This is a genomic window from uncultured Brevundimonas sp., assembly GCF_947305955.1.
GTDB lineage: Bacteria > Pseudomonadota > Alphaproteobacteria > Caulobacterales > Caulobacteraceae > Brevundimonas.
In genome coordinates this window covers 1-19662 of record NZ_CAMZFB010000023.1, presented here as the reverse complement: position 1 = coordinate 19662, position 19662 = coordinate 1, and the positions used below count along the sequence as shown (strand labels likewise).

Sequence of the window (19662 nt, the reverse complement as noted above, 5' to 3'; positions counted from 1 at the left end):
ACAAGCTGCGCATCGGCATGACGGCCAATGTGAGCCTGATCCTTTATGACGCGGAACGTGCGCTCACAGTGCCAGTCCCTGCGCTCATGGATGGGGGTACGCAGGTGCGCATTCGCAAACCTGACGGAACCATCGAGATCAGGCCGATCGAAACGGGACGGATCGGGCCGGATCGGGCGGAAGTGCTGTCGGGGTTGAAGGCGGGCGAGACGGTGGTGTGGAGCCCGTCAGCCTAGGGCCTTCCATGTGCCCGCCGTGGTGCCGTCATAGGCGGTGGCCTCGAACACGCCGCGGGCGATGGCGCGGGCAAGGGTGTCGGCGGCGACGTTGCCAAGGCGGGAAACGGCAATGTTGCGCTGGGCCGGATCGTCGATCCTGATCTTTCCCGTGGACAGGACGAACACCGTATCCCCGTCGAACGGGGCGTGGGCCGGACGGATGGCGCGTGACAGGCCGTCCTGCGCCATGATGGCGAGGCGCTGGCATTCGACGCGGCTGAGCGCGACGTCGGTAGCGACCACGGCGATGGTTGTGTTCTCGCGCGGGCGCGGATTGAATTTGGCGCTGCCCCAATCCTCATGGGCGGCGGACAGATCGGCGGAGCCAAGGCCGCCGAACTCGCCGTTGATTTCGAACGGGGCGGCCCAGAACTGGCGGCTATCCGGCGCGATGACCGAGCCGACGCTGTTGACGGCGGCGATGGCCCCGACGGTCCAGCCCTCGGCGGTCACAGACGACGCCGAGCCGATACCGCCTTTCAGACCGCCCGCCTGTGCGCCATAGCCAGCGCCTGCGGTGCCAAGGGCGAAGGTGTCACCCGCGCCTTCCAGAGCCTCGACCGCCAAGCGGCGATAGGGCGTGTCCATGCCCCACTGTTTGTCGCCGCCATTGGCGAGATCATAGAGGCAGGCGCTAGGCACGATGGGCGAGGGCGGAACACCTGCGCCGCCGCCCATGCCATAGCCGCGCCCGCGCATGCCCATCCATGCGGCGATGCCGTCGGCGGCAGCGAGGCCATAGACCGACCCGCCTGACAGGACGATGGCGTCCACCTCCTGCACCAGATTTTCAGCCTTCAACACATCGGTTTCGCGGCCAGCGGGGCCACCGCCGCGTACATCGACGGCAGCGACGGCGGGCGTTTCGCCAAGGATGACGGTTACGCCCGTGCGGGCTTTGGCGTCGTGCGCCTGACCGATCTTGAGGCCCGCCACATCGGTGATCAGGTTGCGCGGTCCGGTCTGTCCCTTGGGCTTGGTCACGCGGGTCTCCTGTGCGGCGGCACCTGTTGCAGCGGCGGCGGCACCAATGATGGCTCCGCTGAGAACGGTACGACGGTTCATGATGCAGGCTCCGCTGGCGGCTTCAGTTGCGGCGTGGCCGCGACCAGCCTTTGTGTCGCCGGATGGGTGGGGTTCGCAAGCACTGTTTGGGTGGCACCCTGTTCCACGATACGGCCCGCCTCCATCACCAGCAGGCGGTCGGTCAGGCGGCGCACGACTTCCAAATCGTGACTGACGAATAGCAAAGCGATGCCGTGTTCGCGCGTCAGGTTGGATAGCAGGTCGAGGATGCGGGCGCGCACTGTCACATCCAGCGCCGAGACGGCTTCATCCAGTACGATCAGATCCGGCTTGGTCATCAGGGCGCGGGCGAGCGCCACCCGCTGGCGCTGGCCGCCCGACATCTGGTGCGGCAGGCGGTTGAGGAAGGTGGCGTCGAGGCCTACCTGTTCCAAGGTTTGGGTGGCAAGGCGCTCAGGCTCCGCTGGCGGGATGTCGAGCAGATGCAGCGGTTCGCACAGCGAGCGGTAAATGCTCCAGCGCGGATCGAGGCTTGCCCCCGGATCCTGAAAAACGGGCTGAATGCGTTGGCGCATCTGGCGCTCTTGGCCTTTGTCGGTCCAATCGTGGCCGTTGATCAGGACGTGCCCGCTCTGAACCGGCTCCAAACCCGCCAAGGCCCGCAGAAGGGTGGACTTGCCACAGCCGCTTTCGCCGATCAGGCCGACGCTCTCGCCGCGTTTGATCGACAGGCTGATGCCATCCACGGCGCGGATTTCCGGTCCCTTGCCGAAGAGTTTTCGCGAACCGGCATAGGTGCGGACCACATCCACAGCTTGCGCCACCACAGGCGCGTCGGTTGCGGGGGGAATACGCGGCGGCGGCGTGTGCAGGGCATCGCGCAGCAGGGTTTGGCCATAGTCGCTGGTCAGACCCTCACGGCTCAAGGCCTCGGCGGGGGCGGTCTCGACGATGCGGCCTTGGCGGATCACGACCACACGGTCGGCCCGTTCTCGCGCCACGGCCAGATCGTGCAGGATCAGCAAGAGGCCCGCACCGCCTTCCTTGGCCCGCGCACACAACAGGTCCAGCACGAGCGCCTGATTGACGGGATCAAGGGCGCTGGTGGCCTCGTCGGCGATCAGCAGGCGCGGTTTTAGGGCGGTGGCCATGGCGATGGCCACGCGCTGGCGCTGTCCGCCGGAAAGCTGGTGCGGATAGAGGTCGAGGGTAAAGCGCGGTGCCGCCAAACCTGCATCGTCCAGTGCCTTGCGGGCGGCGGCGCGGCCCTCGGTTCGGGAGCAGCGGGTATGCAGGCGCACCACCTCGGCCACCTGATCGCCGATGGTCATGACGGGGTTCAGCGCCGTCAGAGGTTCCTGAAACACCATGCCGATGTCGCGGCCACGGATGGCCTGTAGCGCACGGTCATCGAGTGCGGTCAGGGATTGGCCGTCGAGTGCGATGTCACCCGTGAGTTTGGCCTGATCAGGGGCGAGGCCCAGTACGGACAGGGCCGTCAGGGACTTGCCCGAGCCGCTTTCACCGACGAGGGCGACGATCTCTCCCGCCGCGACGGACAGGTTGATGCTTGATAGCAGGGGGCGGCCATCGAGCGTTAGCGACAGGTTGCGGATCTCCAGAAGGCTCATGCTCAAACCTCCCGCCGCAGGCGCGGGTCGAGACGGTCGCGCAAACCATCGCCCAGCAGGCTGAGCGCCAGCACGGTCACGAAGATGGCAAGGCCGGGGAAGATGGCCAGCCACGGGGCCGTCCCGATCAGGGTCTGGCTCTCGGCCAGCATCCGGCCCCAGCTGGGGGCGGGCGGCTGTGCACCGAGGCCGAGGTAGGACAGGCCCGCTTCGGCGGCCACGCCCACGGCGAACTGCACGGCGGCCTGAACGCTGAGCAGGCCCAGAACGTGGGGCAGGATGTGCTGGACGGAAATGGACAGGTTGGAGCGACCCGCCGCACGGGCGGCGGTAACATAGTCCCTTTGCCACAGGCCCCGTCCGGCCCCGCGTACGACGCGCAGGAAGACGGGGATGTTGAACACACCCAGCGCGATGGCGGCATTGAACGCGCTCGGCCCTGTGGCGGCGGCCAGCATGACGGCGGTTAACAGCGACGGGAAGGCAAACACAAGGTCACCGCCGCGCATGATGATGTCATCGGCAAATCCCATGCGCGAGGCGGCCCATAGGCCCAGCGGCACGCCGAAGATCAGGCCGATCAGAACGCCTGCGCCCGCGACGCCCAGACTGTTGGCGGCCCCCGCCATCACCAACGACAGCACATCGCGGCCCAGCGCATCGGTGCCGAACAGGTGGCTGGCCGAGGGGGCCATCAGGCGGCTGGCGGTGTCCTGCGCCAACGGGTCTTGCGGCGTCCACACCATGGCCAGCACGGTCGTCGCCACCACGGCAACAGCCAGCGCCAGACCGATCTTGAGCGACAGCGGACGAATGGCGCGGAGGCGGTCGAAGCTTGCGAAAATCATCGGCCGCTCCTGTCGCTGTCACGCTGGCGCGGGTCGGCCACGGCATAGGCGATGTCCACCAACAGGCTGACGACCACGACCACGGCGACCAGCACCATGACCACGCCCTGTACCACGATCAGGTCGCGCTGGCTGACGGCCTGGAAGGCCAGACGGCCAAGGCCGGGCAGGGAAAAGACGTTCTCGATCACCACGCCGCCCGCCAAGAGGAAGGGCGCTTGCAGGCCCAACACCGTCAGCACCGGAATCCACGCATTGGGCAGGGCGTGACGGATCAGGGCCGCATTGCGCGACAGGCCCTTGGCGCGGGCAGTGCGGACGTAATCTTCGCTCAGGGTATCCAGCAGGGCGGTTCTCAGCACACGGGCCAGAATGGCGGCTTGCGGGGCGGCAAGGGCGATGGCGGGCAGCACAAGCGAGGTCCAGCCGCTGTACCCACCCGCCGGAAACCAGCCGAGCGTGACGGAAAACAGCAGGATTAGCAGCAGACCCAGCCAGAAGTTTGGAATGGCAATGCCCGCCTGCATCAGGGCAATCAGGCCGCCGTCTGCCGCCTTGCCGTGGTGACGTGCGGCAAGGACCCCGACGGGCAGGGCAATGACAATCGATAGCACCAAGGCCGACAGGGCCAGCGGCAGGGAGACGGCCAGCCGCTCTCCGATCAGGGCCGTGACGGGCGTTTGATAGGTATAGCTGGTACCGAAATCACCTCCCAGCAGCCCGCCCGTCCATGCCAGATACCGTTCGATCAGACCGCCGTTTAGGCCCATCTGTTCGCGCAAGGTGGCGATGGCCTCGGGGCTGGCGTTCAGGCCCATCATATAGGCGGCGGGGTCCCCCGGCAGGACCTGCAACAGGCCAAAGATCACCACCGATGCGGCGAGCAGGGTCAGGCCGTGGCCGAGCAACCGCTTGGCCGTCCACACCGCGCCCAGTTTCCAGACGCTGAAGGCGAGGGCGGCGATCAGGCCCGCCGCGATGATCCAGCTCCATGACAGGGGGGAGGCCGCGCGCGAGGATGCCACCGTGCCTGAACCCTCGCTGTGGACACCCGTCATATCATTGGCGGCGATGGGAGCGTTTATCCACAGGCCGTCGATGCCTTGGCGCGACACGCCGATGCGCGAGGACTGGAACAGGAAAACATTGACCGCGTCATCAGTGATCAGGCGCTGGACGTCGCCCAGAAGCTTGAGCCGCGTGGCCTCGTCCGGTGCGGTATTCACCTGCGCCAACAGGGCGTCAAACGCCGCGCTGTCATAGCCGAAATAGTAGTCCTTGCGGCCATAGATGTCATAATCCATCGGCTCGACATGCTCGACGATGGTCAGGTCGAACTGTTTGCGGCCAAACACCTGATCCAGCCATTGCGCCCATTCCAGCGTCTCGATCTTTACGCGGACACCAGCTTGCGCCAGTTGCGACACCAGCACCTCGGAACTGCGGCGGGCATAGGGACGTGGCGGGATACGCAGGGTCACGTCCAGCCCGTTCGGATAGCCTGCCTCGGCCAGCAGTTGGCGAGCCTTTTCCACATCGTGTGGATAACGGCCCGTCAGATCGACATAGCCCTCGGCCTGACGCGAGTAATGGCTGCCGATCGGCTGGCCGAAGCCGAACATGGCCCCGTCGATGATGGCCTTGCGGTCGATGGCGAAGGACAGGGCGCGGCGCACGCGGATATCGTTGAACGGGGCGCGGGCATTGTTCATCGCCATGATGACCTTGCCCTCGGATAGGCCTTGGGTCACCCGAAGGGCCGGATTGCGGCGTAGCTCGCCCACTGTCTCCGGTGCCGGATAGTTGGGGAAGGCGTCCACATCGCCCGCACGAACGGCGGCGAAGGCGGCGGCGGGGTCACCGATAAAGCGGAACACCACGCGGTCGATCTGCGGGGCGCGGCCCCAGTAATCCTCGCGGCGGACCAGTTCCAGCTCGCCCCCGCGCTGCCAGCGGGCAAGGCGATAGGGGCCGGTGCCTACCGGTTGGGTCGCATTGGTCGCTGCACTGGCGGGCGACACCATGGCCGCATCCCCCCACGCCAACAGATAGGGCAGGTTGGCCATGGGGCGCGACAGGCGGATAGTGACGGTGTGGGCGTCGATCACATCCACCGCACGGATGGGCGCGAACAGGGCCTTTTGCGCATTGGTCGAGCCCTCGGCCACGATACGCATCAAGGCATAGCGGACGGTGTTGCCGTCAAAGGCCGAGCCGTCGCTGAAAGTCACGCCGCGCTTGAGGTGGAAGGTCCACGACAGGCCGTCGGGTGACGCGCTCCAGCTTTCGGCCAGTTGCGGCGCGACCGTGCCATTGGGTGTCAGCCGCGTCAGACCTTCAAAGATGTTGGCATAGGTGATCTCGTCCACCGCCGCCGCCGCGCCCGTCGTGGGGTCCAGATGCGGTGGCTCCAGCGGCACGCCGACGACGATCCGGCTCTGCGGCGCGTCGGCTGAGGCCACAGGCGCGACCATCAAGGCCAGCGCTGCCGCCAACGCCTTTGCCATGCGCACCACGCCAGATTTTGCCGCTGAAAATGCCAAACAGACCGACCAGAAGTATACGAATGCGCTCGAGCTGAACGCGGCGCGGGCAAACTACTGGCTATAGTTCAAACGGACCAGCTTTATGCGTTTTGCAGGCGCTTCAGGTTGCTTCGCAGTTCTATAAGGGTTTCTTCCTCTGCATGTCGGAAGGCCCAGTTAGCTTGGATTGCTTCCTCGATCAGACGTGCTGCCAGTGCGCCCAGTGGTGTCATGCCACTCAGTTCAAGTGACCATGCCATAGGTTCGAAATGAGTGAACTGATTGCGAATGTCATCATGGAAACGCGTGAGCCATTTCCGCTCCATTTCGGAGATTTGAAGCCGCGGATAGCTAGCACCACCTCCACACTGACCATCCTTGCGGGCCTTCTTCAATAAGTCTGGGAAGGCTAGGAGTTTGGTTTGAGGAACTGGGCCACCCTGGTTGTAATGAAGTAGCCACGCAGCAGCGCATTTATCGCTCACAGCGCCAACCGGAATAGCGGTTGTGGTCAGATGTGCAACTAAAGTTCCCTGAAGGGCCGAATGTATCGCCAGTGCGAACCACTTCCATTCATGCTTGTCTGTTGACGCACTATCCCTGCATCTCAAAGCGTGTCGGACGGATGCGGCGATGTCTTCGATTTCGTCTGTGTGAAGCCAGTCTGAATGCGGTTCGGGTGCAGGCATACTTCCCCTCTAAGCTGTTTGCTTAGAGAGGAAGATCTAATGCAACGCTTAAAACTCCATGCTCAACCTGACGCCCACGGTGCGGCCCTGACGGGGGCTGGTGGTGGGGCGCGACGAGGAGTTGAAGCCGTTGCGGGTCTCTTCGTAATAGGTGTCGAACAGGTTGCGCGACCACAGCGAGACGCGCCAGTTGGCGTCTGACGGGCCTGCGGTCAGGCTGGCGTTGAACAGCCAGTAGTCGTCGATGATCGAGGCGGCAGTGACCGAATAGGTTTCGTCGCGGTAGTTGTAGTTGGTCTCGGCGCGCAGGTCCCATCCCTTGAACATCCAGTCATAGGCGACCTGACCGCCATAGTTCAGCTTGGGGAAGGCCAGACGCTCGCCCGAGCGGTCATTGGTGATGATGATGTCCCACGGGCCGTCCACCGGATTGGCGGCGTCGGTCGCCTTGCCGTCAACGGCGAAATATTCTTCATATTTGCCAGACTTGTAGCCAAGGTTCTGGCTGATCGTCAGGCCATCGAGCGGAACCCACGTCAGTTCGACTTCACCGCCGAAGATACGCGATTTCGGGGCATTGGTGATCTTGCCCAGCTGCCCACGCTCACGGCTGTATTCCAGCCCCTGAACCTGCTGGTTCTCATAGTCGTAGTAGAAGACAGCCCCGTTCAGGCGCAGCCGGTTGTCGAACAGATCCGACTTGATGCCAGCCTCATAGGCGATGACGATTTCCGGCTTGAAGGGCGTGGCGGAGGTGGCGTTATAGGTGGTGAAACCGCCCGACTTCACACCCCGCGCAATGCTGGCATAGAGCATGGCATTGTCGGTCAGATCATATTCCAGACCGATGCGGCCCGAGACTTCCGACATGTCGTTGTCATAGCGCTTCGCCGGAGCGGGAAGTGCGGGCGCGGTAAAGGTGCCCGGCGTCAGCAGCGAGCGCGTTTCCTTTTCCCAGCGTAGGCCGAGGATCAGGTTCAGGCGGTCGGTCGCCTGCCAGCTGTTGTGGCTGAAGATGCCATAGGCTTCGACATCCTGCTCATAGCTGGTGTTGATCAGGCCATTGATGCCGCGGAAACGGGTGTAGTAGCCGCCGTCATTGGTTTCGGTGGCATAGTGCGCCCCCACCATCCACTGCAGCGGGCCGTCGCTCTTGGAGGACAGGCGCAGTTCCTGGGCGAGGACTTCAATCTCGTTGTAGAAATAGACGTCGCTCTCGGCAAAGCGGGTGCTGTCCCAGTCGTTGTACTCGCTGCGCTCGAAGGTCTGATAGGCGCTGATGGAGCTGAGCTCTGCAAAGCCGAGGTCGGACTTGATACGCAGAGACAGGTCGAAGCCCTCGTTGTCGCGGCCGGGCTTGGCGTCGAGCGGCAGGCCCGCCGCGGCGGCCATGTCCGGTGCGATCTGCCAGCCGGTAATCCGCCACGCCGTGTCGGTCGGGTAGGTGATTGAACCGTCAGCCACGCGGTACGGGCCAAGCAGGCGGAAGCCGAGGCCTTCGGACTTGTCCTGTTGCCATGTGGCCGAGAGATTGGCGGTGGTGCGGTCCGACACATCCCATGTCAAACGCCCGCGGATGGCCGTCTTGTCGGTGTCGCCGAGGCTTTCGCCTGTATCGCGGTGGTATTGCCATGCACCGCCCTGTTCGGTGGTGGCGGACAGACGGCCCAGCAGCTTGTCGGTGATCGGGCCCGAGACAAAGCCCTCGATCTTGTAACGGTCATAGCTGCCGTATTCAGCGGTCAGGCCGCCTGAACGATAGGCGGTCGGGGCATTGGTGATGATGTTGACGGCGCCGCCGGTGGTGTTGCGGCCATAAAGCGTACCTTGCGGGCCGCGCAGAACCTCCATTCGAGCCACGTCGAACAGCGCGCCTTGTGTCGTCACCGTATAGGGGTGGGCCACTTCATCCACATAGACGCCGACGGTCGAGGCATTATTGGCCGAGAACTCGCGGGCACCGATGCCGCGGATGCGGAACTGGGGCTGGCCGCTGCCGAACTGGCTGTCGACCTCCATATTGGGGACGGCGTTCTCAAGGTCGTTGACGACACTGATCGCGCGCTCGTCCAGCGTCTGGCCGCCGATGATGCTGAGGGCGACGCCCACGTCCTGGCTGGCCTGTTCGCGGCGCTGGGCGGTGACGACGATGTCGCCGACGCGGGTGGTCTGGGCATCGTCGGCAGCCTGAACCTGTGCATGGGCCACGCCGCTTACGGCGAAAGCGAGCAGGCTTGCAGTCGAGGCGAGGAAGGCCTTGGTCATTTACGTCTCACAACAGGAATACGGGCAGTGAAAGGCCTGCCTGCGGGTCATCGCAGTTTGGGCCGTCAACGGCGAATGTTCGGTGGAGCCAGTGGCGTCGATCGGACGGATGGACCGCGCTCGATCCATCATTAACATCGTTGTCAGTATTCGCAATGCACAACCGCACCTTGCAGTGCAAGATGACGTGGCGTCAATGCAGAAATGCTGAGCCTGTTTTTAGACGGGGTCGTTAGCCCAGCGCATAGGGGATGACGCCGCGCTCGTTGGGGCGGACATGCAGTGTGCGGTCAATCGGCGGGAAGGCCCGCTGTTGGCAGTCCGTCCGTTCGCAGATGCGGCACGATACACCCATGCGGATTGGCGGGCCGTTCAGGTCCAGTCCCGCCGCATAGACCAGTTGGTCCGCATGCTCGATCTCGCAGCCGAGACCCAAGGCATAGCGGCGGTCTGGCTCAAGGTACGACCCGCCCGGTTTGGACACGCTCTTGGCGATGCAGATGTAGCGGCTGCCGTCCGGCATTTCCGACAGGTTCACAAGGATACGGTCGGGCGAGCTGAAGGCTTCGTGCACGTTCCACAGCGGACAGGCCCCGCCGAAACGGGCGAACTGGAAGCGGGTGGCACTGTGGCGTTTGGTGATGTTTCCGGCCATGTCCACGCGCGCGAAATAGAACGGCACGCCGCGCCAACCGGGGCGCTGCAAGGTGGACAGGCGCTGGCACACCTGTTCGAAACTGGTGTGGAAGCGTTGGCGCATCAGATCGACGTCGTGGCGCAGATCGCGAGCGCTGTCGAGGAAGCGGCGATAGGGCATCAGGATCGCCCCCGCCGCATAGTTGGCCAGCCCCACGCGGCACACATCGGTTGCCGCTTGGGTGTCGAAATTGGCGCGGACCAACTCGTCCTCGATTGCGTCGGCAAAGACCAAGAGGCCCAGCTGGTGCGCCATCTGGAAGCTGCGTGTCGCGGCGGGAAGAGCAGGGTCGATGTAGAGGATGCGGGCCTGTGGATCATAGCGCCGCATCAGTCCCTCACCATAGGCCACCCGTACGCCGCACAGGTCGCCAAGCGCCTGTTCCAACAGGCGTTCGGGGTGGTTGGCGGCCCCGATGGACAGGCGCTCGGCCAGCTGTTCGGCTGCTTGGTCCAGCACGTCGATATAGTTGTCGCGATAGTGGAAGAAGTCGCGCACCGCCTCATAGGGCAGGACGGGGGCGGATACTTGTTTCTCGTCGCGGCCCAGCGTCTCGTTCAGGGTCTTTAGCCTGTCATCCAGACGGCGATAGTTCTGGTGCAGGGTCAGGAACTGCCTCGCCAGACGCGGCGCATTGGTGACGGCGTGCTTCAGTTCGGCGGGCGAGGGGATTTCGCCCGATCCGGCCACGTCGGTCACCGCCTCGCGCAGGTCCGCGATCAGGCGGGCGTCGCCCTCTAGATCGAAGATGCTGGCGTCCACGTCAAAGGCGCGGGTGAGCGAGATCAGGACCCGCGCGGTGGCCGGTCGCTGGTTGGTTTCGATCTGCGAAAGATAGGACGGCGACAACGCCAGACGGCTCGCGCACTGGTCCAGGGTCCAGCCCTTGGCCTCACGCAATTTGCGAACCTTGTTACCTAAGAATAGCTTCTCGCCCATTTTGCAACTTTGCAAACGCCCCCGAAAACCTTGGCAAGCTCACACACTTCCGCACGATTTGCAAAGTTGCGATTGCCTTTTTGCAAGGACCGCTGTTCTTTCCAGAAACATTTCGTGAGGGAGTCGGATTTCCATGACACAGGCCATCCTCGAGGAACTCGAGCGCCGTCGCCTTGCTGCCCGTATGGGCGGGGGCGAAAAGCGCATCGCGGCCCAGCATGCCAAGGGCAAGCTGACCGCGCGCGAGCGCATCGACGTGCTGCTTGACGAGGGCAGCTTCGAAGAGACGGACATGTTCGTGGAGCACCGCAGCCACGAGTTCGGCATGGAAAAGCAGCGCATTCCGGGTGACGGCGTCGTCGCCGGTCGCGGCACCATCAATGGCCGTCTGGTCTTTGTGTTCTCCAAGGACTTCACCGTTTTTGGCGGCTCTCTGTCGGGCGCGCATGCGGCCAAGATCGTCAAGCTGCAGAAGATGGCGCTAACGGCGGGTGCGCCGATCATCGGCCTGTTCGATGCGGGCGGTGCGCGTATTCAGGAAGGCGTGGAATCGCTGGCCGGTTACGCCGACATCTTCCTTCAGAACACGCTGGCTTCAGGCGTCATCCCGCAGATCTCGGTCATCATGGGGCCGTGCGCGGGCGGCGATGTTTACTCGCCCGCCATCACCGACTTCATCTTCATGGTGAAGGACACGTCCTACATGTACGTGACCGGCCCCGACGTGGTAAAGACCGTCACCAACGAGGTGGTCAGCCACGAGGATCTCGGCGGCGCGCGCGTTCACGCGGGCAAGTCGGGCGTGGCCGATGGCGCGTTCGAGAACGACCTTGAGGCTCTGGCCGAGGTTCGCCGCCTGATCGGCTTCCTGCCGCTGTCGAACCGCGAAAAGCCTCCGGTTCGCGAAACCTATGACGAGGCCGACCGCGAGGAAGCCTCGCTGGACACCCTCGTTCCGGCCAATCCGAACCAGCCCTATGACATGAAGGAACTGATCCTGAAGGTCGTCGACGAGGCTGACTTCTTCGAGATCGGTGCCGACTTCGCCAAGAACATCATCTGCGGCTTCGGCCGTCTGGATGGCCAGACCGTCGGCATTGTCGGCAACCAGCCGCAGACGCTGGCGGGCGTTCTGGATATCGACTCGAGCCGCAAGGCTTCGCGCTTTGTGCGTTTCTGCGATGCCTTCAACATCCCGCTGGTCACCTTTGTGGACGTTCCGGGCTTCATGCCGGGCACCAAGCAGGAATACGGCGCCCTGATCAAACACGGTGCCAAGCTGCTGTTTGCCTATGCCGAGGCCACCGTGCCGAAGCTGACCGTCATCACCCGCAAGGCCTATGGCGGTGCATACGACGTGATGTCGTCCAAGCACCTGCGCGGCGACGTCAACTATGCATGGCCGACCGCCGAGATCGCCGTCATGGGGGCCAAGGGCGCCGTGGAAATCATCTTCCGCAAGGAAGCGGGCGATCCCGAAGCTCTGGCCGCGCGTGAAGCCGAATACAAGGAACGCTTCGCCAACCCGTTCGTGGCGGCTGGCCTCGGCTATATCGACGACGTCATCATGCCGCACGGCACCCGTCGTCGCCTGATCAAGGCCCTCGGCACGCTGAAGAACAAGGTCCAGGAAAACCCTTGGAAGAAGCACGACAACATCCCGCTGTAGTATGAAAGTTCCCCTGACATTCGCAAAAATGGCGGCGACAGTGGCGCTCACAATCACGGTGGGTGCTTGCATCCGCACGAACGAGCACAGGACGTTGCCGCCAATAACTGCCAGCATTGACGAGGTACGTGTCTATGCGGAGGGGCATTGCGAAGATCAGGTTGATCGAAGTGCAGGACTCTGCAAATCCATTGTCGACCCGCAAACGATCTCTAAACTTGTGGTGTTCGTGAATGCGCGCCCTGATGGATGGGCAACGCCTTGGGCTGGTAATCCCATCCATAAGATCAAGGTTGAGTTTCTCTCAGCTGGACGTGTCGACAGCTACCTAGGCTTTGATCAGGGATCTCTGGAGCGCGGCCATTTTTTAAGCCGCAGTGCATCCAATGCTGAGATCGCTGAGCTTATCAAACTAACTCAAATCGATCCTTCTGTTCTTGATCGCCCAGCGAAACAGAATTCAAGAAAAGCGAACTGATCATGTTCAATAAAATCCTCATTGCCAACCGCGGCGAGATTGCTGTTCGCGTCATCAAGACCTGCCGCAAGATGGGCATCAAGACGGTGGTGGTTTACTCCGACGCCGATGCCGGTTCGCTTGCGGTCGAGATGGCGGATGAAACCGTTCACATCGGTCCGTCGCCGGCCAACCAGTCCTATCTGATCCAGGACAAGATCGTGGACGCCGTGAAGCAGACGGGCGCACAGGCTGTGCATCCCGGCTTTGGCTTCCTGTCGGAAAACGCCAGCTTTGCGCGTCGTCTGAAGGAAGAGGGCATCGCCTTCATCGGTCCGAACCCCGAGGCGATTGACGCCATGGGCGACAAGATCACCTCCAAGAAGTTCGCAGCCGAAGCGGGCGTTTCGACCGTTCCGGGTCACATGGGCCTGATCGAAACGACCGAAGAGGCCGTGAAGATCGCTGGCGAGATCGGCTATCCGGTCATGATCAAGGCCTCGGCTGGTGGCGGCGGCAAGGGTATCCGCGTTGCCCATTCCGACGAGGACATGGCCGAGGGCTTTGCTGCCGTTAAGGCCGAGGCGATCAACGCCTTTGGTGACGACCGCGTGTTCCTTGAAAAGTTCATCGTCGATCCGCGCCACATCGAGATTCAGGTGCTGGGCGACAAGCACGGCAACGTCATCCACCTGTTCGAGCGTGAATGCTCGATCCAGCGCCGTAACCAGAAGGTCATCGAAGAGGCCCCGTCACCGCTGCTGGACGAAGAAACCCGTGCCGCCATGGGCGCGCAGGCTGTCGCTCTGGCCAAGGCCGTGAACTATGACTCGGCGGGCACCGTCGAGTTCGTCGCCGGTCAGGACAAGTCCTTCTACTTCCTCGAGATGAACACCCGCCTTCAGGTCGAGCATCCGGTGACCGAACTGATCACCGGCGTCGATCTGGTGGAACAAATGATCCGCTCGGCATGGGGCGAGCATCTGAACCTCAAGCAGGAAGATCTGAAGATCAACGGCTGGGCCATCGAGAGCCGCATCTATGCCGAGGACCCCTATCGTGGCTTCCTGCCGTCGATTGGTCGTCTGGTGCGCTATGAGCAGCCGACCGAGGGCCAGCAGGACGGTTACGTCGTGCGTAATGATAGCGGCGTCCGCGAGGGCGACGAGATCAGCATGTTCTACGACCCGATGATCGCCAAGCTGTGCGCATGGGGCGAAACCCGCGATGCCGCGATCAAGGGCATGGCCCGCGCTCTGGAAGACACCCACCTTGCGGGCCTTGGCCACAACGTGCCCTTCCTCGCCGCCGTGATGGATCAGGAACGCTTCCAGTCGGGCAAGCTGACCACCAACTACATCAAGGACGAGTTCCCCGAAGGCTTCAACGGCGTGGCACCGACCGCCCTTCAGGTGAAGCAGATGATCGCCTCTGCCGTCGCCATGAACGAAGTCATTGCCGAGCAGGACGGTGATCCGTCCGAGCGTTCGGAATGGACGGTTCTGGTCGGCAAGGACGCCTATGAGGTCGAGGTCGGTTACGACGAGGCAGAGGACCTGAACGTCATCATCAATGACGAGGTGGTGGTGCTGTCGGAAATCGACTGGCGTCCGGGCCTGTCCCTGTTCCGCGCCGTGCTGGACGACGAAGCCTTTACGCTGGAAGTGAAGCGCGCCGCCGATGGGTTCGACATCCGTTCGCGTGCCGCCAAGGCTCGCGTGCGTATCGTGCGCCCCGAAGTGGCCGCCCTTTACGAAATGCTGCCCGAGAAACAGGCCGCTGATACCTCCAAGCTGACGCTGTCGCCGATGCCGGGCCTTGTCGTCGACATCCCCGTCGTCGAAGGTCAGGAAGTGAAGTCGGGCGAAACCGTTGCCATCATCGAAGCCATGAAGATGCAGAACATCCTCAAGGCCGAGCGTGACGGCAAGGTGAAGTCCGTAAAGGCCAAGGCCGGCGACCCTGTCGCCGCCGACGACGTTCTGGTGGAGTTCGAGTAAGACCCATGAGCCAATTCCCCGTCCCCTCGCCACTGGAATGGCGCGATGCCGCCATCAAGGCGCTGAAGGATCGCCCGCTGGAAAGCCTCGTCCATCTGGATGCGGACCAGCTGGCGACCCGCCCGCTGTATGGCACGGCCAATGCCTCGGGCGCGGTGTTCGCGCCGCGTCCCAGCGACAGCGAAGGTCGCGCGTGGGACCTGCGCACGATCAACGAGGGCGGGGATGCCGCCGCCATGAACAAGGCGGTGCTGACCGATCTGGAGAACGGGGCCGCGTCGGTCCTGTTGTCGGGTCCGGTGGTGAAGGACGCCGCCGCACTGGCCACCGCGCTGGAAGGCGTGGCGTTGGAGCTGGCTCCGGTCGCGCTGGATGCCGGATTTGACGGGGTGAAGGCGGGCGAGGCGCTGGACGCCGTGGCCAAGGCCTCGCCGCGTGCCAAGCTGTCTTTCCACCTCGACCCGATCTCGGCCTATGCCCGCTCGGGCGGTGCGCCGGAGGACTTTGCCAAGATCGTCAGCGAAGCGGCGCAGAAGGCCGCGGGCTGGTCGAACACCTATCCGGAAGCACGTCTGTTCCTTGCATCGGGACAGGTGGCCCATGAGGCGGGCGCGTCGATCGGTCAGGAACTGGCCTTTGCCCTGTCGTCGGCGGTGCTTTACGTCAAGACGCTGGTGACGGCGGGTGTTTCTGTCGAAAAGGCACTGGCCTCGGTGACGCTGGGCGTCGCAGTGGACCAGCAGTATTTCGACAGCCTGTCCAAGATCCGCGCCCTGCGTATCCTGTGGTCGAACGTGTCCAAGGCTTTCGGCCATGAGGTTCAGGCCCAGATCGAGGCCCGTTCGTCGCGCCGCATGCTGGCCTCGCGCGATCCGTGGCCGAACATGCTGCGCCTGACCGCTGCAGGTTTCGCGGGCAGTGTCGGCGGGGCCGATATCGTGGTGCTGGACGGCTTTACCCGTGCGGCGGGCCTGCCCGATGACTTTGCCCGCCGTCAGGCGCGCAATACCCAGCTGATCCTGATGGAAGAGAGCAATCTGGGCCGCGTCGATGATCCGGCTTCGGGTAGCTGGTATCTGGATGCCCGCACCCGCGAACTGGCCGAGGCGGCTTGGACCGAGTTCCAAGCATATGAGGCCGAGGGTGGCATCGTCGCCTTCCTTGAGGGCGGTCTGGTGCAACAGCGCATCGCCCGTGCCCGCGAGTTCGCCGAAAAAGCCTATCAGAACGGCGTGGCACAGATCGTCGGCGTCACCAAATTCGTGGACCCCGATGTGCGCGGCGTGATCGTCAGCCAGGCCGACGACGAAGTGCCGACCTATGGCGCGTTCGAGCCGCTGAAACCCGTCCGTATTGCCGCCGCGTTCGAGGAGGCAGGCCAATGAGCTTCCCTGATTTCTCCAAGCTGAAACTGGAACTGGGCACCACGGGCCAAGGCCCCGCCCGCGAGGCATGGACCACGCCCGAGGGCATCACCGTCCAGCCTTCCTATGACGCCTCCGCCATCGAGGGCCTCGACTTCCTCGAGGGTCTGCCCGGTTTCGCACCCTTCGTGCGTGGCCCGTATCCGACCATGTATGCCGGTGCGCCGTGGACCATCCGCCAGTATGCGGGCTTCTCGACCGCTGAAGAGTCCAACGCCTTCTATCGCCGCAACCTCGCGGCGGGCCAAAAGGGCCTGTCGGTCGCCTTCGACCTCGCCACCCACCGTGGCTATGACAGCGACCATCCGCGCGTGAAGGGCGATGTCGGCATGGCCGGTGTGGCCATCGACAGCATCCTCGACATGCGCACCCTGTTCGACGGCATCCCGCTGGACAAGATGTCGGTGTCGATGACCATGAACGGCGCGGTTCTGCCGATCCTCGCCCTTTATGTCGTGGCGGGTGAAGAGCAGGGCGTCGAGCACGCCCAACTGACCGGAACCATTCAGAATGACATTCTGAAGGAGTTCATGGTCCGCAACACCTACATCTATCCGCCGTCGCCCTCGATGCGGATTATTTCGGACATCTTCGAGTGGACCTCGAAGGAGACGCCGAAGTTCAACTCGATCTCCATTTCCGGCTACCACATGCAGGAAGCGGGGGCGTCTGCGGATATTGAGCTGGCCTATACGCTTTCGGACGGCATCGAATACCTGCGCGCCGGCAAGGCTGCGGGCATGGCGGTCGATACCTTCGCGCCGCGCCTGAGCTTCTTCTGGGCCATCGGCATGAACTACTTCATGGAAGTGGCCAAGATGCGCGCCGGTCGCCTTCTGTGGGCCGAGGCCGTGAAGAAGGAAGGCGGCGTCAATCCCAAGTCGCTGTCCTTGCGTACCCACTGCCAGACCTCGGGCTGGTCGCTGGCCGCGCAGGATGTGTTTAACAACGTCTCGCGCACCATGATCGAGTGCATGGCTGCCGCCGGTGGCCAGACGCAGTCGCTGCACACCAATGCTCTGGACGAGGCACTGGCCCTGCCGACCGACTTCTCGGCCCGCATCGCCCGCAACACGCAGATTCTCGCCCAGCAGGAAACCGGCCTGACCCGCGTGATCGACCCGTGGGGCGGCTCGCACTATGTCGAGCGCCTGACCCACGAAATCGCCACCAAGGCCCGCGCCCTGATGGCCGAGGTCGAGGAATACGGCGGCATGGCTAAGGCCATCGAAGCCGGCATTCCGAAGCTGCGTATCGAAGAGTCGGCAGCCCGCACTCAGGCCCGTATCGATACGGGCCAGCAGACCGTGGTCGGCGTGAACAAGTACCTGAACCCTGTCGTTGACGACATTCCGATGCTGAAGGTCGACAATGCCGAGGTCCGCGCCCGCCAGATCGAGAAGCTGCAACGCCTGCGTGCCGAGCGTGACGAGGCTGCCGTGCAAGCGGCCCTGACCGAACTGACCAACGGCGCACGCGGCAATGCCAACCTGATGGAACTGTCGGTGCGTGCCGCCCGTGCCAAGGCCACCGTGGGCGAAATCTCCGACGCGCTGGAGGCTGCCTTCGGTCGCCACGTCGCCGAGGTGAAGACCGTCTCGGGCGTCTATGCCAAGGAAGCGGGCAACGATCCCAAGGTCGTCCGCGCCAAGGAAATGGTCGCCGCCTTCGTTGAAAACGACGGTGGTCCGCCGCGCATCCTGATCGCCAAACTGGGGCAGGACGGTCACGACCGTGGCCAGAAGGTCGTGGCGACCGGCTATGGCGACATCGGCTTTGATGTGACGGCGGGGGCTCTGTTCCAGACGCCTGCCGAAGCCGCCCGCGATGCCGTTGAAAAGAACGTCCATGCGGTCGGTGCCTCGTCGCTGGCGGCAGGTCACCTGACGCTGGTGCCGGAACTGAAGGCCGAACTGGCCAAGCTGGGCCGCGAGGACATCATGATCGTGGTCGGCGGCGTGATCCCGCCGTCGGACGTGCAGCCTCTGCTGGATATGGGCGCGGCTGCCGTCTATCCGCCCGGCTCCGTGATTGCCGACACGGCGGCGGACCTGATCGAAAAACTGAACGAGCGTCTGGGCTATGCTCAACCGAAAGCGGACAAGAAGTGATGATCGGTAATCTGAATCACGTTGGCGTTGCCACGCCGTCGATCGAAGAGTCGATCAAACTGTACCGCGACATCCTCGGTGCCACCAAGATCGGCAAACCGTTCGATCTTCCGGCGCAGGGCGTGAAGGTCTGCTTCGTCGATACGCCGACCGCGCAGATCGAGCTGATCGAGCCGTTTGACGAAAACAGCCCGATCGTCGGCTTCCTCGCCAAGAACCCCAAGGGCGGCCAGCACCATGTCTGCTTTGAGGTCGAGGACATCCACGCCGCCGTGGCCGAGATGCGTGCCAAGGGCGTGACCATCCTCGGCACCGGCGAGCCGCGTATCGGTGCGCATGGCACGCCTGTCGTCTTCCTTCATCCGAAGGAGATGGGCGGCGTCCTGATCGAACTGATGGAAAGCCCCAAGGGCGACCACCACTAAGACAACGAGAGGCCCGCAGGTGACTGCGGGCCTTTTTCGTTTCGCGCATACAATAAGGCCCGCCGTTTCCGGCGGGCCTTTCGTTTTTAGAAGATGATCTTGCGGAAGTTGATCCGGAAGGTGCGGCCCATCGGGTCCATATAGTCGGGCTGATAGGACAGGGGCGTTTCGCCGAGGGCGTTCGTGACCTTGATCTTCTCGTCGAAGATATTCTCGATGCCGATCGAAACGCGCGAGCCTTCCAGCCACGGGAATTTCTCGACCCAGCGGGTGCGCTGGCCGAGGTCCGCGAACATGTTCAGGTTCACGGTCGCCAGATCCGAGAAGTTCAGGTCGCCCGAATTGCCACCCGAGACGCGTGTGCCCTCGGCCCAGTTGGCGTTCAGGAAGGCACCCATGCCGCTCTTGAACACACCGGCCTGAAGCTGGACCTCGTTGCGCGACTGGCCGCCGCGCGAGCCCGTGGCACCGCCGTCCAGCATGTCGATGACCGGCAGACCGTCACGGATCGTCAGTTCATCGGTCATGCGATAGGTGTGGTACAGGCTGACGTTGAAGCGGCCTTGGCCCGGCAGCATCTGGCCACCGCGTCCACCGCGACCGCCGCCGCCGCCCATGCGCGGGCCGCCGCCGCCAGGGCCACCAGCACCCATGCGTGGACCGCCAGCCGGAGCGCCA

Annotated in this window: 14 protein-coding genes and 1 pseudogene; 7 read left to right on the top strand and 8 right to left on the bottom strand. The window is 63.6% G+C overall.

Translation table 11 applies throughout. The features are described 5' to 3' along the window. The first annotated feature begins 17 nt into the window (after positions 1-17). Positions 18-236: a hypothetical protein gene (locus Q0Y42_RS07600; protein ID WP_297801923.1), complete on the top strand. Its 219-nt coding sequence runs from the start codon at positions 18-20 to the stop codon at positions 234-236. Here Q0Y42_RS07600 and Q0Y42_RS07595 read toward each other — a convergent pair. The 7 genes from Q0Y42_RS07595 to Q0Y42_RS07565 all read right to left on the bottom strand — a co-directional run bounded on the left by Q0Y42_RS07595 (position 228) and on the right by Q0Y42_RS07565 (position 10898). After that, complete coding sequence (locus Q0Y42_RS07595; RefSeq protein WP_297801921.1) at positions 228-1343, bottom strand: P1 family peptidase; 1116 nt, start codon at positions 1341-1343, stop codon at positions 228-230. The genes Q0Y42_RS07600 and Q0Y42_RS07595 overlap by 9 nt on opposite strands. Continuing rightward, a complete protein-coding gene (locus Q0Y42_RS07590) occupies positions 1340-2935 on the bottom strand; it encodes an ABC transporter ATP-binding protein (protein ID WP_297801919.1) in 1596 nt (531 codons plus the stop codon). The genes Q0Y42_RS07595 and Q0Y42_RS07590 overlap by 4 nt, the downstream gene beginning before the upstream one ends. Before the next feature lie 2 nt (positions 2936-2937). Further along, on the bottom strand, positions 2938-3783 hold the full coding sequence (locus Q0Y42_RS07585; RefSeq protein WP_297801917.1) for an ABC transporter permease: 846 nt from the start codon (positions 3781-3783) through the stop codon (positions 2938-2940). Further along, complete coding sequence (locus Q0Y42_RS07580; protein ID WP_297801915.1) at positions 3780-6290, bottom strand: ABC transporter substrate-binding protein; 2511 nt, start codon at positions 6288-6290, stop codon at positions 3780-3782. Before Q0Y42_RS07580 ends, Q0Y42_RS07585 begins: the two co-directional genes overlap by 4 nt. 119 nt (positions 6291-6409) lie before the next feature. Further along, the gene (locus Q0Y42_RS07575) at positions 6410-6997 is read right to left on the bottom strand and encodes a hypothetical protein (RefSeq protein ID WP_297801913.1); all 588 of its coding nucleotides are present in this window, start codon (positions 6995-6997) and stop codon (positions 6410-6412) included. Between the two features lie 48 nt (positions 6998-7045). Continuing rightward, the gene (locus Q0Y42_RS07570; RefSeq protein ID WP_297801911.1) at positions 7046-9262 is read right to left on the bottom strand and encodes a TonB-dependent receptor; all 2217 of its coding nucleotides are present in this window, start codon (positions 9260-9262) and stop codon (positions 7046-7048) included. Positions 9263-9494: 232 nt separating this feature from the next. Beyond that, positions 9495-10898, bottom strand: coding sequence for a short-chain fatty acyl-CoA regulator family protein (locus tag Q0Y42_RS07565; protein ID WP_297801908.1), 1404 nt, complete (start codon positions 10896-10898; stop codon positions 9495-9497). A 133-nt stretch (positions 10899-11031) separates the two neighbouring features. On the opposite strand from Q0Y42_RS07565, the gene Q0Y42_RS07560 reads away from it, so the two are divergent. The 6 genes from Q0Y42_RS07560 to mce are packed head-to-tail and all read left to right on the top strand — an operon-like array spanning position 11032 to position 18984. After that, positions 11032-12567: an acyl-CoA carboxylase subunit beta gene (locus Q0Y42_RS07560; RefSeq protein ID WP_297801906.1), complete on the top strand. Its 1536-nt coding sequence runs from the start codon at positions 11032-11034 to the stop codon at positions 12565-12567. Position 12568: 1 nt separating this feature from the next. Next, positions 12569-13045 (top strand): hypothetical protein, encoded by a 477-nt coding sequence (locus tag Q0Y42_RS07555; RefSeq protein ID WP_297801904.1) that lies wholly within the window; start codon positions 12569-12571, stop codon positions 13043-13045. Between the two features lie 2 nt (positions 13046-13047). Then, positions 13048-15024: an acetyl/propionyl/methylcrotonyl-CoA carboxylase subunit alpha gene (locus tag Q0Y42_RS07550; protein WP_297801902.1), complete on the top strand. Its 1977-nt coding sequence runs from the start codon at positions 13048-13050 to the stop codon at positions 15022-15024. A gap of 5 nt (positions 15025-15029) precedes the next feature. Then, positions 15030-16409 (top strand): methylmalonyl-CoA mutase family protein, encoded by a 1380-nt coding sequence (locus Q0Y42_RS07545; RefSeq protein WP_297801900.1) that lies wholly within the window; start codon positions 15030-15032, stop codon positions 16407-16409. Further along, positions 16406-18559 (top strand): methylmalonyl-CoA mutase, encoded by a 2154-nt coding sequence (scpA, locus tag Q0Y42_RS07540; protein WP_297801898.1) that lies wholly within the window; start codon positions 16406-16408, stop codon positions 18557-18559. The genes Q0Y42_RS07545 and scpA overlap by 4 nt, the downstream gene beginning before the upstream one ends. Beyond that, positions 18559-18984, top strand: coding sequence for a methylmalonyl-CoA epimerase (gene mce, locus Q0Y42_RS07535; protein ID WP_297801896.1), 426 nt, complete (start codon positions 18559-18561; stop codon positions 18982-18984). The genes scpA and mce overlap by 1 nt, the downstream gene beginning before the upstream one ends. Before the next feature lie 86 nt (positions 18985-19070). Here mce and Q0Y42_RS07530 read toward each other — a convergent pair. Next, positions 19071-19662 (bottom strand): annotated as a pseudogene (locus Q0Y42_RS07530) (TonB-dependent receptor); the annotation flags it as partial.

Coding starts and splice junctions, on each gene's coding strand:
- Q0Y42_RS07560 (WP_297801906.1), top strand. CDS start 11,032: ATGACACAGGCCATCCTCGAGGAACTCGAGCGCCGTCGCCTTGCTGCC.
- Q0Y42_RS07570 (WP_297801911.1), bottom strand. CDS start 9,262: ATGACCAAGGCCTTCCTCGCCTCGACTGCAAGCCTGCTCGCTTTCGCC.
- Q0Y42_RS07580 (WP_297801915.1), bottom strand. CDS start 6,290: ATGGCAAAGGCGTTGGCGGCAGCGCTGGCCTTGATGGTCGCGCCTGTG.
- Q0Y42_RS07600 (WP_297801923.1), top strand. CDS start 18: ATGACGGCCAATGTGAGCCTGATCCTTTATGACGCGGAACGTGCGCTC.
- Q0Y42_RS07565 (WP_297801908.1), bottom strand. CDS start 10,898: ATGGGCGAGAAGCTATTCTTAGGTAACAAGGTTCGCAAATTGCGTGAG.
- Q0Y42_RS07590 (WP_297801919.1), bottom strand. CDS start 2,935: ATGAGCCTTCTGGAGATCCGCAACCTGTCGCTAACGCTCGATGGCCGC.
- scpA (WP_297801898.1), top strand. CDS start 16,406: ATGAGCTTCCCTGATTTCTCCAAGCTGAAACTGGAACTGGGCACCACG.
- Q0Y42_RS07585 (WP_297801917.1), bottom strand. CDS start 3,783: ATGATTTTCGCAAGCTTCGACCGCCTCCGCGCCATTCGTCCGCTGTCG.
- Q0Y42_RS07575 (WP_297801913.1), bottom strand. CDS start 6,997: ATGCCTGCACCCGAACCGCATTCAGACTGGCTTCACACAGACGAAATC.
- Q0Y42_RS07545 (WP_297801900.1), top strand. CDS start 15,030: ATGAGCCAATTCCCCGTCCCCTCGCCACTGGAATGGCGCGATGCCGCC.
- Q0Y42_RS07595 (WP_297801921.1), bottom strand. CDS start 1,343: ATGAACCGTCGTACCGTTCTCAGCGGAGCCATCATTGGTGCCGCCGCC.
- Q0Y42_RS07550 (WP_297801902.1), top strand. CDS start 13,048: ATGTTCAATAAAATCCTCATTGCCAACCGCGGCGAGATTGCTGTTCGC.
- mce (WP_297801896.1), top strand. CDS start 18,559: ATGATCGGTAATCTGAATCACGTTGGCGTTGCCACGCCGTCGATCGAA.
- Q0Y42_RS07555 (WP_297801904.1), top strand. CDS start 12,569: ATGAAAGTTCCCCTGACATTCGCAAAAATGGCGGCGACAGTGGCGCTC.